The organism is Olleya aquimaris (assembly GCF_003259525.1).
Taxonomy (GTDB): Bacteria; Bacteroidota; Bacteroidia; order Flavobacteriales; family Flavobacteriaceae; genus Olleya; species Olleya aquimaris.
Genome location: NZ_QLLO01000002.1, coordinates 242314 through 255469 on the forward strand (window position 1 = coordinate 242314; position 13156 = coordinate 255469).

Below are 13156 nucleotides of genomic sequence, written 5' to 3' on the forward strand. Positions count from 1 at the left end.
ATGACTTTTAAAAAGTTAATGCAATTTTTAAGTAAAAAAAAGAAAAAGCAAATGTTGTTTTTTCATTACTTAAAATACTTTAGTTTGAAGCAACCCAAACACAAACAAATTGTTATTTGTTTTGATGGTTTGTTTACACATGGTGGATGGGTTGATCGTTTAAAAGGTATCGTATCGTTTTATCAAATCGCTCAAGAATTAGGTTACGACTTTAAAATACTATTTGATAACCCTTTTAACCTCTCTACCTTATTAGCACCTAATGTAGTGGACTGGGAGTTAAAAAGAAGTGCTTTAACTTGGCATCCCACCCAAACTAAATGCTTGTATTTGGTGAATAATTTTAAAGCTAACCCATTACAACTAATTAAAACATCTAAAGCAAATACCTTTTATGTGTATGCTAATATAGATTATTCTAAAGCTACGTTTCCAAAATTAGATACTCAAGCTCTAGAACAAAAATGGAGAGCCGATTTTAATGCATTATTTAAAAAGAGTGAATTATTAGACAAAAAGCTAAAAGTAATAACTTCAGAACCTTACATAGCATTTCATTCCAGATTTACTACGCTTATGGGTGATTTTGTTGACACTACAAGTAAAGTGCTTTCTGTAACAGAAAAAGAACAATTAAGCCAGAAACTACTAGCAATTATTAATCGCGTGAAAGCAGAAAGTAATATCAACACTTATGTGTTTTCTGATAGTATTAATTTTATTAATTATATTAAACAAAATACAACTGTTAAAGTCGTTGAAGGGAATCCGTTTCATATGGATAACTTCACCAAAAGCACACATCTTGAAGGACATTTAAAAACGGTAATCGATTTTTTTATGATTGCTAATAGTGAGAACGTTTATTTTTTAAACGTCAAACCTATGTATAATAGTAGTTTTTCAAAATATGCTGCTATTATCGGAAATACTGATTTTCAAGTTTTAGAAGCATGATTATATTAGTCCATCAACATCATACAATCACTCAAGTTTTGGATGCTCAACAGCAACCCATTACTGCTGGATTTGTTATTGGAGAGACTATAACTAAAACCCTTCAAAAAATTGCTCAATCTAGAACAGATGCTCTTATTATTTGGTGTGAACAACAGTATTTAGAGTTTTTAAATGTTGATGATTTATCTAAAATTTTTCATCACCAACGTGTGCTGGCTAGTTATAACTTGACACAGACACATTATTTACCCAAGCACATTGGATATGTTGAGCGTTCTTATTTTTTAAAAGTGAATAAAAGCGTCACCTTTCCAACATGGTTAATGAGCAGTCAAGTTGGAGGTGTTCATGCTTCAGTTTTAACTCATTTAAAAGAGGATTTAAATTTTCTAGAACCCTTTGACTATTTTTTAAATTCTTTAGCTAAACGCGCTATGGTTGAGGGATTGTTTTGTTATTCTGAACCTAGTTTATTGCTACCAAATACTTCAGCCAAAACTGAAACTAAACACGCATCAACATGCACCTTGTTTAAGTTTGTTAAGCAACACTACAAATGGGTTTGGGTGTTTTTCTTGAGTGCATGCTATTTGATTTACGATAGAAAATTTACCTTTTTTCCTTTGCTAAAAAGTTTGTTTTATAAACAGCTATCCACTCACTTTAATTTAGATCAGATTTCTATTCAATCCACTAAACAAGTCATTAAAAACAAAGATATCGATGTTATCATCCCAACTATTGGTAGAAAGCACTATTTGTATGATGTTTTAAAAGATTTATCCGTTCAGACTATATTACCCAAAAACGTTATTATTGTTGAGCAAAACCCATTAGAAGACTCTGTTTCAGAATTAGACTATTTAAAAACTCACGATTGGCCTTTCAACATCAAACATACTTTTACACATCAATCTGGTGTTTGTAATGCACGTAATTTGGCTTTATCACAAGTTGAAAGCGAATGGACCTTTTTAGGTGATGATGATAATAGATTTGAAGCCCATTTAATTGAAACACTTTTTAACCATATTAAACAATATGGTGTGCAAGTGGGTACAACCGTTTATTTACAACCAAACGAAACGCAAACCTATTTAAAAACAGCCCAAACTAGTATTTTTGGTGCAGGAAATAGTATCATTAAATCTAGTCTAATCAAGCAAGTTAAGTTTAACATGAATTTTGAATTTAACTACGGAGAAGATAATGATTTTGGTATGCAATTAAGACATTTGGGTGAAGATGTAGTGTATTTTGCAGACATTAAAATCACGCATTTAAAGGCGCCAATTGGTGGTTATCGTACCAAAGTCAAACAGCTTTGGGCGGATGATGTCGTCCAACCTAAACCATCTCCAACCATCATGTTATTAAACGAAACTTATTTTACAAAACACCAATTACTAGGTTACAAATTGTTATTAGGTTTACGCAGTTTTAAACATAGTCCAACTAAAAATCCATTTGCTTATATTAAGCAGTATAAAAAACAATGGAAACGTAGCCAATTTTGGAGCACCACACTCCAGTCTAAAACCCATGCTTAAACTATACACAAATACAAACTTTTTAACCGAAACGTATCGACGTCAAGTCTTTCCGTTACTGTTTGATTTGGTATTTAAAAAAAACGACACCTTATTGTCTAAATATCAATTGGTAGCTGCTATTGAAGATGCAGATGTTGTCGTATTTCCTGCAGATTATGCTGTTTTTTTAAAACAAAAACACGCATGTACCACATTGTTACATTTAGCTAAACAGCATCAAAAACCTATTTGGATATACACTGCAGGAGATTATGGGTTTACCAATTACATACCAAATAGTTATACCTTTAGATTAGGTGGTTTTGATAGCCAATTAGACACTAATACGTTTGTAATCCCATCTTTTATTAATGATCCTTATGACACTTTTTTACCACAAGGTTTTTCAGCTTTAAAAAAAGACAGCACACCCAGTATTGGATTTGTTGGTCATGCGCAATCTGGTTTTAAAAAGTATGTTAAAGAGTATACCAATCATTTAAAATACCGTATTAAAAGAGCGTTTAACGTGATTCTAGCGGACCAACAATCGTTTTACCCTTCCAGTATAAAACGCGCCAAGTATTTAAGTCAATTAGCTGTTAATGACCAACTAAATACGCAGTTTATTTTACGACACCACTACAGAGCAGGTTCGCAGTCTGAATTAACCCAAAAAGAAAGTTCAAAACAGTTTTATGACAATATGTTTAATAATGCATATACCTTATGTTTAAGAGGTGTCGGTAATTTTTCAGTCCGTTTTTACGAGACCTTAGCAGTAGGGCGCATCCCTATTTTAATAAATACAGATTGTCGTTTACCTTTATCTTCCAAAATAGATTGGTCTAAACATTGTTTGATTATAGAGGAGAAAGGTAAGGTACCCATTGCAGAGCAGATTTTAAAATTTCATAATTCATTAACTGAAACCGCATTTGAAAATTTACAAACCTCAAACAGAGATTTGTGGTTAAACACTTTACGAAGAGAACCCTATTTTTTAGAAATTTACAACCAGTTTAAAACCAAACAACAATAATGAATTTGTCTTTTTCATTAGTCATTTGCACCTATATGCGACCAAAAGCGATTGTTACGCTTTTAGAGTCGGTAGCTTTGCAAACACTTTATCCAGATGAGATTTTAATTATTGACGGTTCTACAACAAATGCTACAGAAGAGGCTTTAAAAACAAAAGCTTTTAATAATCTTAGCTATTTTAAAGTTGATGACAACCATAGAGGTTTAACTAAGCAACGTAATTTTGGAATTAGTAAAGTAGATAAAAACAGTGCTATTATTTGTTTTTTGGATGACGATGTTGTTTTAGAGTCAGATTATTTTGAACACTTATTATCTACTTATACTACACATCCAAACGCTTTGGCAGTAGGCGGTTATATTACCAATGAAGTCCAGTGGGACACATCAGACCACAAAAACAACTCCTCTAAATTTTATTATGATGGATGGATGCGTAACGAGCCTTCTCGGTTTAAAATAAGACGTTTTTTTGGATTGCAGCCAGATACTAAACCTGGTTTTTTACCTACGTTTGCTCATGGACGCTCAGTAAGTTTTTTACCACCTTCGGGAAACATTTATGAAGTTGAGCAAATTATGGGAGGCGTGTCTAGTTATAAACGGGAAGTGTTTGATCAATTATCATTTTCAACGTATTTTGAAGGCTATGGCTTGTATGAAGATGCAGACTTCTCTATTAGATTGGCTAACATAGGAGCGTTATATATTAATACTAATGCTAGATTGGCTCATTTTCATGATGGTTCTGGACGTCCTAATCAATACAACTATGGTAAAATGGTGGTAAGAAATAGTTGGTATGTTTGGCGCGTTAAATACCCTAATCCAAGTTTAAAAGCACGATTTAAATTTCATGCTACCGAGTTGTTGCTCATGACTATTAGATTTACAAATATCTTTACCTCTAAAGACAAATTAAAAGCTTTTACAGAAACTGCAGGTCGTAAAATGGGCTGGCTTTCGCTTATCTTTAACAAACCCAACATTCAATAATGCGATTTTTAATCATCACACATGTTTTACATAAGTCTCAAAATAAGCACTGGTTTGCTTACGCACCATACGTGCGCGAAATGAATTTGTGGTTAAAATATGTTGATGAGGTCGAGATAGTTGCGCCAAAAACCAATCAACCCATTACAGATATTGATATTGTTTATCAACATGAAAAAATAATCTTAACAGAAATACCCTCTATTGCATTTGTAACGTTTGGTCGGACATTACTGTCTTTATTATCCTTGCCATTTATACTGTATAAATTATATCAAGCTTGTCGTCGTGCAGATCATATTCATTTACGTTGTCCTGGAAATATTGGATTGTTAGGGTGTTTGGTGCAGATGTTATTTCCCCAAAAAATAAAAACAGCAAAATACGCAGGAAATTGGGATCCACATGCTGTGCAACCCTTAAGTTATCGGATTCAGAAAAAACTATTATCCAATACCTCTTTAACTAAAAATATGACAGCATTAGTCTATGGACATTGGAATAATCAAACCAAAAATATTAAACCCTTTTATACTGCAACCTTTAACAATGAAGATAGAGAAGATATCAATCTAAGAGATTATTCAGGACACTTACATTTTGTTTTTGTTGGTAGTTTGGTTAAAGGAAAACGACCTTTGCTGGCTATTCAAATTGTTGAATCTTTAAAACAAAAAGGTTATTCTGTAGCTTTAGATATTTATGGTGATGGTATTTTAAAAGAAGAATTACAAGATTATATAACTAAAAATAATTTATCTACATGTTTTCGTTTACACGGAAATCAAACCAGAGACACCATTAAAACTGCATTACAATCGGCACATTTTATTCTATTAGCTTCTCAATCTGAAGGTTGGCCAAAAGCTTTAGCCGAAGCTATGTTTTTTGGAGTTATACCCATTGCAACGTCTATATCTTGCGTGCCAGATATGTTAGATTACGGTAAACGAGGCATTTTAATTGAACCCCATGTTACTGATGCAGTGCGTAAGATAGAAGCGGTATTAAATAACATGGAACAATTGTCTAAAATGTCTAAAAACGCCTTACAGTGGTCGCAACAGTATACTTTAGATGTTTTTGAAGAGGATATTAAAAAACTAATAGAAAAAGGATCTACTCATTCAAAAAACAATGATGAATAAACCTTTAGTAGAACATAATAAGATTTCTGCTTTGACAGGAACTAGAGTACTGCAACTTATTGATTCTTTAGAAGCAGGTGGCGCAGAGCGTGTCGCAATTAATTTTGCAAATGCTTTGGTAGGTGAGGTGGAAGGTTCCTTTTTATGTGCGACAAGAGCAGAAGGGTTATTAAAATCAAGTATTAATAGCGATGTGGGCTATCTATATATAAATAAAACAAAAACTATAGATTTTAAAGCTATAAGACGATTACATCGTTTTGTAAAAGACCATCACATTACAATAATTCATGCGCATTCTACGTCTTATTTTTTAGCGACTATTATTAAAGTTTTAAAACCAAAACTAAAATTAGTTTGGCATGACCACTATGGTAAAAGCGAATTTTTGGAGCAACGTCCAAAAGGCGTGTTAAAAATATGTTCTTATTTTTTTAATCATGTTTTTAGTGTCAATTCTAAATTAGAAACTTGGGCAAAACAGTATTTAAAGGCGAAGTCGGTTAGTTATTTACCCAATTTTGCGATTAAAAATAAAATAGCTTCCACCACTAACTTAAAGGGAGAGCCTGGTAAACGCATCGTATGTTTAGCTAACTTACGTCCTCAAAAAGACCATTTAAATTTACTACAAGCTTTTAAAGACGTATTAAAAACGCATCCAGATTGGACCTTACATTTGGTGGGACAAGATTTTAAGGATGCGTATTCTAAATCTGTTTTTAAGTTTATAAACACTAATCAATTAGAGTATAACGTCTTTGTTTATGGGAGTTGCCCAGATACCTCCGCTATTTTGTCCCAGTGTACCATAGGCGTTTTATCCTCAAAATCTGAAGGCTTACCTTTGGCGTTATTAGAATATGGATTAGCTGGTTTGCCTGTTATTACAACCGATGTTGGCGATTGTAATTTGGTTGTTTCAAATAGACAAGAAGGGTTACTAATACCCTCTAATAATAGTTTAGCATTAGAAAAAGCATTATTAGAGTTTATTACTAATCCTGAAAAAGCTAAATTAGCTAGCAGTACATTGCATCATAAAGTAGAACTTCAATTTTCTGAAGCTTCGGCAATAAAAACAATTAAAGCCATCTATCAATCTATTTTAGTTTAATGACACAAACAGAATACATTAATAAAAAAATAGAAAACTTATTCAAGCCTTTTTATATAAAGCTGGCTTTAGCTTTAATGGTTGTTTCTTATTTTTATAATTTACCAGCACTTAAATACAGCTTAACGGGTGATAATGAGTTGAGATTATATGATATGACCGGTATTGTCATATTGTTTATTGTCTTTAATAATTTAAAGTTATTTACCGTCTACATTAAATCTAAAACCTACTTTAAATACCTCAATACGTTTATATTGTGGGCAGGTTTTACTTTAATATTTAATGCAGCTTTTAGTATTTATAAAGGTAGACCCTTATGGTTTGTGCAAACCTGTTTGTATTATTATCATCTACTTATTTTCTTTTATACAGCAGTGTTAATGGCTATGTATTTAAGAAACCGATCCAATTATAAAAGAGCAGCTAGCTTTATATTAATTCTAGCAATTGCAGAAGCTATTTTAGTGTTTGCACAGCATGCTGGATTAGTACCCTTTTTATGGAATGATGTTTACCTTCAGGCTTATGGAGGGTTTTTATCTGGTGCATTAGGCCCTAACAAAATTAATCTAGGGATGAATATGTTGTTTTCGCTAGTGTTTGCAATTGGTTTATTAATGCAGAAGCAATTAAAAGTCAATCGTATTTTAATAATAATAACTGTCTTAACTAGTTTAGCCACCATTGGTGTATCTGGTTCTAGGACAACATATTTAGCGTTAATTGTATTTGTTTGTTACTTATTTATTTCTAGTACTAAAAAGTTTTTTGGACTCTCAATAGTTATATCCTTAGGAATTATTATTGCGTTTTTTTTAAACCTAGAATTAATTGAAACCATTACAGAAACCATTGAAAATAGAGTTGTTAATAAAGTGTCAGATCCAGGAATATTTACTGGACAAAACTTAAATGTTGGAGAATTATATGAAGATTTAGGGGCAGGTAGAAAAGAATTATCAATTAGATATTTGTATTATTTAATTGAAAACCCATTGATTATGCCATTTGGTATTGGATTAAATAATAGATTGCTTATTCAATTTTCAGCACATAATATTTACTTAAGTTTGATAAATGAAGTGGGATTAGTGGGCTTGTTTTTATACTTTAAATGGTTAAGTAATTATTTGTTTTTAAAGTTTGGAAGAGTAAGATATTTAAAATCTGCATTAAGCGGATTAGTAATAGCCATGTTAGTTACCCTATTTTTTGGAGAACATTTATATATTTACCGTTCATTATTTACTATTTTAGGTTACTTTTTATTAATTGTGGTTATGCTAATTGCACCACGTTATTACTTTATTAATGCTAAATCAAAATAAAATAGCTGTTGTTATACCTTATTATAATGCGTCTAAGCATATTGCTGATGTATTACAAAAACTTCCAGAATTTATAGATACAGTTTATATTGTTGACGATTGTGGAGAAGAGGCACTTCCTAGTACTATTTTAGAGACATTTAAAAAATCAGTATATCTAAAAAATAATAAAAATTTAGGTGTTGGAGGCGCAACTAAAACAGGTTTTAAACAAGCTATACAAGACCAGATTGATATTGTAGTTAAAGTCGATGCAGACGACCAGATGGATACCAGTTATATTGAAGCATTGGTTAGTCCGTTAATACATAGTAAAGCAGAATACGCAAAAGGTAATAGGTTTAGAGATTTTAAAGCTTTAAAAAATATGCCTACTGTACGTAAAATAGGAAATTTAGGTCTATCATTTTTAACAAAAGCTGCAACAGGTTATTGGAATAATTTTGATCCAACTAATGGTTTTTTTGCAGTAAAAACAACGACATTAAAGCAATTAGATTTTGATACTATTGCTAATAGATATTATTTTGAAACCTCTTTAATTGCTGAGTTGTATTTTCAGGATGTTAGAATTAAAGATATCCCAATGCCTGCTATTTATGGTGATGAAAAGTCAAGTATGAGTGTTTGGAAAATGCCTTTTGTGTTTTTGCCAAAACTATTTAAAACCTTTGTGAAGCGGATAATTAAATCATATTTTGTTTACGATTTTAATATGTCATCCATCTATTTGTTATTTGGAATACCTTTATTTTTATTTGGATTTATCTATGGATTGTACACATGGTGGTTTTATAGTTCAAAAGCTATATTTGCGCCAACAGGTACTATTATGTTGGTAACTTTAACTATCATTATTGGATTTCAATTGCTATTACAAGCTGTGCACTACGACATTACTAAAGCTCCAAAATCTAATTAAATGAAGCGTTTAAGCAAGCAAAAATTACTTGTAATTATTGTCTTTAATTTAATTATTGCTGTTGCTTATTACATAGACAATTTAGACGCTAATTATAGCGAGCTCTCCTCTGACATTCAAAATATTATCCCAGTAGCTCAAAAATTTGATAACCCAGAGTTATTTCAAGACGATTTATACTTGGATGATATTAATAATGTTAAATACTACACACCGTTTTATGTGCAATCATTACGTTTTATTGCAACTTTCACTAATTACAATTACGTACAAGCGGTTAATGTTTTAGGTTTTATTTGCCATGTAACTTTTGGAATACTATGGTTTTTCTTATTGTTTAGATTTGTCAATAACTTTTGGGTTGCCTTTTTGGTGTCTATACTTATTAGAGGTGTTATATGGCTTCCAGGTTTGGAGATTTGGGGTATATCAGATTTATGGACCATCATGCCAAGAACCGTTTACATTAGCTTATTACCATTACCCTTTTTAATACTTTCAAATTCCTTTTCAAAAGTATTGCTTGCTAGTTTTTTAATTGGACTTATTTTTAATTTTCATCCAATTACTGGACTTGGAGGTATCTTATTATTTATTTCATTTTTAATTTTAAGCTCCATTTATTTTCAAAAAAAAGAACGATTCACTTTACGGAATTTGTTTTTAGTCCTTGTAACCGTTGCACTAGGAATGATACCATTTGTATTCACTTATTTTGGTAAAACATCTTCTGAAGTTACTTATAGCATCGAAGAATTTAATAAAGCATTTAGTGCTAGGATTCCAGATTATTTTAATCAACCGTTTCAGTTTTTAAAACAGTGGTTACAACTAAAAACCTTGTTTTTTATTCTACCATTAATAGTTTTCTATGTACTCTCTTATAAAAATCAAATTCAACATAAGAAAGCGAAACTATTAGTGTTGTTAACTGTTATTCTTATACTAATACCAACCATTAGCGTACCTGTAGAGCAATTAGTAAACAAACTTTTAGGGCTTAATTTAAGGTTGTCTTTTCAGTTAATCCGTGTGCAAAAAGTAGCAGTTATTCCTGGATTTTTTGCTTGGGCTTTTATTTTAGAACGGATTATTAATACCAATAAAAACAGATTAAAATACGCACCTTACGTTGTAGGTACTTATTTAGTCTTATTGGTATTTAGTCAAAGCGTGTGGTTAAAAAAAGTTCCGTTTTTTGGAGAAGATATTTCAAAAACCATTTTACCTCATAATTTAAGTGCATTTTCTACTGAAAAAGACACAGAGTTAGCAATAGACAGAATGGCTAAATACATAAATAAAAATACAAATTCAACAGATATATTATGTGCAAGCTATATTTACAGAGGTGCCACAAAACGTTCAGTGGTATTTGACGGAAAAGGAGCTTCGATGCTAATAGAAGGTAATCCACAACAATTTATTTTGTGGCATAAACGACAAGAAACCATTAATAGTCTAAACAATACGCAAGCAATTGTAGATTATTTAAAGCAGTTTAATGTAGATTATTTTGTGACTAGAAATAAAAACGTACCAGCTATATTAATTCATACTGAAGGAAGCATAAGTTTGTATAAATTATAATTATTTGAAACATTTAGTATACATAGGCAACAAGCTATCCCAAACAGGTAAAACAGCTACCACTATTGATACCCTTGGAAAAGGGCTTGAGGCTGCTGATTTTGAGGTTACATATGCTTCAAGTTATTCAAATATTCTTATGAGATTTCTGGATATGTTATGGACGGTTTTTATACACCGAAAAACAACTGACTATGTCCTAATAGATACCTACAGTACCTTAAATTTTTATTATGCATATGCTGTTAGTAAATTGTGCCAATGGTTTAAGTTAAAATACATACCAATATTACATGGAGGTAATCTACCAATCCGTTTAAAAAATAATCCTAGACTCTGCGCTTCCATTTTCAATAAGTCTTTTGTCAATATTTCGCCCTCAGGTTTTATTAAATCTGAATTTGAGGCATTTGGTTATTCCAACATACAAGTGATTCCTAATAGTATCTCTATTACAAATTATCCATTTACAGAACGAACCCTGGATAACGTCAATTTGCTTTGGGTACGATCCTTTTCTAACTTATACAATCCTAAGCTTGCTGTAACTATTTTATTTCAATTAAAAGAAATTTACCCTGAGGCAACATTATGTATGGTAGGTCCAGATAATGATGGCAGTTTGAAATCTACCAAAGCCTATGCAGGCCAATTAGGTGTTGATGTGACTTTTACAGGAAAGTTAACCAAAGCAGAATGGATAGCATTATCAGCACACTACTCTGTGTTTATTAATACAACAAATTATGATAATACACCAGTTAGTGTTATTGAAGCTATGGCTTTAGGTTTACCCATTGTGTCTACAAATGTTGGAGGGCTTCCGTATTTAATTGAACACGAAAAAGAAGGTGTATTAGTTAATCCAAATCATCCAGAAGCTTTTGTTGAAGCCATTAAACGATATAAAAACGATAGTGCTTTTAGAGCGTCTGTTATCAAAGACGCACGATTAAAAGCCGAATCTTTTGATTGGGAAAACATAAAACAACAATGGTTAACCACTTTAAAATAAAAAACTTGCTTAAATACAATTACTTGTTATCTTTGAAATAATTCTTCCAACCAATAACAATGACAGACACTAGTGGTATACACTTTGAAATTTCTGAACGTAAAATATTATTACGTTTATTTGATTTGTTATTTGTAGGCATCTCCTTATTTGTTGTTAGTACCTTTTTTGAATTTGATTACTTTAGAGTCTATGACCAACATTGGGCATGGTTTATAGTGTTAGCACTTTATATCTCTGTGTTTGGGACGGTTTTAGAGTTATACGATTTACAAAAATCTAGCCGATTAGAAACCGTTTTAGGGACCGTTTTATTAACGACATCTGTTACTGTGCTATTTTACCTGCTAACTCCCTTTTTTACACCGTCTTTACCAGAAAACAGATTACAGATATTGTATTTCTATCTGGCTATATTATTTGGTTTATATACTTGGCGTTGGGCCTATATAACCTTTATTTCTTCTCCGCGTTTTTTTAAAAAAGTATTGTTGGTAGGTGAGACCTCTAATATTAAAAGTATAGTAGATGCTTTTGCTAACGCAGATCCAAATTATAAAATTATAGGGTTTATTAATTGTGAAACCGAAAAAAATGATGCCATAAAATTTAATGGTTTAAAAGAATATGAGCCCTCAGCAATGCATCAAATTATTAAAGAAGAAAGCATCTCTGAAGTAGTAGTCGCTAGTTATAATTCTGAAAATATTACCCCTTCTATTTATTCCGATTTAATTACTTTATTAGAGAAAGGATTCCCTATTAAAGAATACACACAAGTTTATGAAGATATTACCTATCGCGTGCCAGTTCAATTTGTAGGTAAAGACTTTTACAAGTACTTTCCGTTTAGTCGCAATAATAAAAACAAACTGTATTTAACCTATAGACGACTGTTTGATGTTATCTTGTCTGTAGTAGGCATTATAATTGGTGCTTTACTACTTCCTATTGTGTTAATTGGTAATCTTGTTGGAAACAGAGGTCCTTTAATTTACACACAAGATCGAGTAGGTATAAATGGTGTACCTTTTAAAATTTATAAGTATAGAACTATGGTTAAAAATGCCGAAACTGAAGGTGCTGTTTGGGCTTCTAAAAATGATAGTCGTATTACTGCTTTCGGTAAATTTTTACGTGTCACACGTCTAGACGAATTCCCTCAGTTTATAAACATACTTAAAGGTGATATGAGTTTGATTGGACCTCGTCCAGAACGTCCTTATTTTGTTGAAGAACTCTCTCAGGTTATCCCGTTTTATGAAACTAGACATATTGTAAAACCAGGACTTACTGGATGGGCTCAAGTAAAAGCACGTTATGGCTCTAGTATTGATGATAGTTTGTTAAAACTTCAATACGATTTGTATTACATCAAACACCGAAGCTTCTTGCTGGACATTAATATTATTGTAAAAACCTTAAGTACTGTTATTTTCTTTAGAGGGCAGTAGGTTGGTTAGTAGGTAGTAGTTAGTAGTTAGTAGTTAGTAGATAGTAG

The 13156-nt window shown here is 31.6% G+C and carries 11 protein-coding genes; all 11 read left to right on the forward strand.

Annotated features, from left to right (window positions below; genetic code table 11):
* Genes LY08_RS03820 through LY08_RS03870 form a run of 11 tightly spaced genes read left to right on the forward strand, consistent with a single transcriptional unit; the run spans position 1 to position 13109 of the window.
* Complete coding sequence (locus tag LY08_RS03820) at positions 1–957, forward strand: hypothetical protein (RefSeq protein ID WP_146603194.1); 957 nt, start codon at positions 1–3, stop codon at positions 955–957.
* Complete coding sequence (locus tag LY08_RS03825; RefSeq protein WP_111659113.1) at positions 954–2510, forward strand: glycosyltransferase family 2 protein; 1557 nt, start codon at positions 954–956, stop codon at positions 2508–2510. The genes LY08_RS03820 and LY08_RS03825 overlap by 4 nt, the downstream gene beginning before the upstream one ends.
* On the forward strand, positions 2503–3534 hold the full coding sequence (locus tag LY08_RS03830) for an exostosin domain-containing protein (RefSeq protein WP_111659114.1): 1032 nt from the start codon (positions 2503–2505) through the stop codon (positions 3532–3534). The genes LY08_RS03825 and LY08_RS03830 overlap by 8 nt, the downstream gene beginning before the upstream one ends.
* Positions 3534–4532: a glycosyltransferase family 2 protein gene (locus LY08_RS03835; RefSeq protein WP_111659115.1), complete on the forward strand. Its 999-nt coding sequence runs from the start codon at positions 3534–3536 to the stop codon at positions 4530–4532. The genes LY08_RS03830 and LY08_RS03835 overlap by 1 nt, the downstream gene beginning before the upstream one ends.
* On the forward strand, positions 4532–5680 hold the full coding sequence (locus LY08_RS03840) for a glycosyltransferase family 4 protein (protein ID WP_111659116.1): 1149 nt from the start codon (positions 4532–4534) through the stop codon (positions 5678–5680). The genes LY08_RS03835 and LY08_RS03840 overlap by 1 nt, the downstream gene beginning before the upstream one ends.
* A complete protein-coding gene (locus LY08_RS03845) occupies positions 5670–6797 on the forward strand; it encodes a glycosyltransferase (RefSeq protein WP_245907545.1) in 1128 nt (375 codons plus the stop codon). Before LY08_RS03840 ends, LY08_RS03845 begins: the two co-directional genes overlap by 11 nt.
* Positions 6797–8128: an O-antigen ligase family protein gene (locus tag LY08_RS03850; RefSeq protein ID WP_111659118.1), complete on the forward strand. Its 1332-nt coding sequence runs from the start codon at positions 6797–6799 to the stop codon at positions 8126–8128. Before LY08_RS03845 ends, LY08_RS03850 begins: the two co-directional genes overlap by 1 nt.
* Positions 8112–9050: a glycosyltransferase family 2 protein gene (locus tag LY08_RS03855; protein ID WP_111659119.1), complete on the forward strand. Its 939-nt coding sequence runs from the start codon at positions 8112–8114 to the stop codon at positions 9048–9050. Before LY08_RS03850 ends, LY08_RS03855 begins: the two co-directional genes overlap by 17 nt.
* On the forward strand, positions 9051–10640 hold the full coding sequence (locus tag LY08_RS03860) for a hypothetical protein (protein WP_111659120.1): 1590 nt from the start codon (positions 9051–9053) through the stop codon (positions 10638–10640). It abuts the gene before it with no gap.
* Between the two features lie 4 nt (positions 10641–10644).
* Complete coding sequence (locus tag LY08_RS03865) at positions 10645–11655, forward strand: glycosyltransferase family 4 protein (RefSeq protein ID WP_111659121.1); 1011 nt, start codon at positions 10645–10647, stop codon at positions 11653–11655.
* A gap of 59 nt (positions 11656–11714) precedes the next feature.
* Positions 11715–13109 carry a sugar transferase gene (locus tag LY08_RS03870; RefSeq protein ID WP_111659122.1) on the forward strand — a complete coding sequence of 465 codons (1395 nt, stop codon included), beginning with the start codon at positions 11715–11717 and terminating at the stop codon, positions 13107–13109.
* Positions 13110–13156: the final 47 nt, after the last annotated feature.

What these genes read in the sequence shown, in the direction of transcription:
- LY08_RS03840 (WP_111659116.1), top strand. Translation starts at nt 4,532, where the DNA reads ATGCGATTTTTAATCATCACACATGTTTTACATAAGTCTCAAAATAAG.
- LY08_RS03820 (WP_146603194.1), top strand. Translation starts at nt 1, where the DNA reads ATGACTTTTAAAAAGTTAATGCAATTTTTAAGTAAAAAAAAGAAAAAG.
- LY08_RS03860 (WP_111659120.1), top strand. Translation starts at nt 9,051, where the DNA reads ATGAAGCGTTTAAGCAAGCAAAAATTACTTGTAATTATTGTCTTTAAT.
- LY08_RS03845 (WP_245907545.1), top strand. Translation starts at nt 5,670, where the DNA reads ATGATGAATAAACCTTTAGTAGAACATAATAAGATTTCTGCTTTGACA.
- LY08_RS03825 (WP_111659113.1), top strand. Translation starts at nt 954, where the DNA reads ATGATTATATTAGTCCATCAACATCATACAATCACTCAAGTTTTGGAT.
- LY08_RS03835 (WP_111659115.1), top strand. Translation starts at nt 3,534, where the DNA reads ATGAATTTGTCTTTTTCATTAGTCATTTGCACCTATATGCGACCAAAA.
- LY08_RS03850 (WP_111659118.1), top strand. Translation starts at nt 6,797, where the DNA reads ATGACACAAACAGAATACATTAATAAAAAAATAGAAAACTTATTCAAG.
- LY08_RS03870 (WP_111659122.1), top strand. Translation starts at nt 11,715, where the DNA reads ATGACAGACACTAGTGGTATACACTTTGAAATTTCTGAACGTAAAATA.
- LY08_RS03855 (WP_111659119.1), top strand. Translation starts at nt 8,112, where the DNA reads ATGCTAAATCAAAATAAAATAGCTGTTGTTATACCTTATTATAATGCG.
- LY08_RS03830 (WP_111659114.1), top strand. Translation starts at nt 2,503, where the DNA reads ATGCTTAAACTATACACAAATACAAACTTTTTAACCGAAACGTATCGA.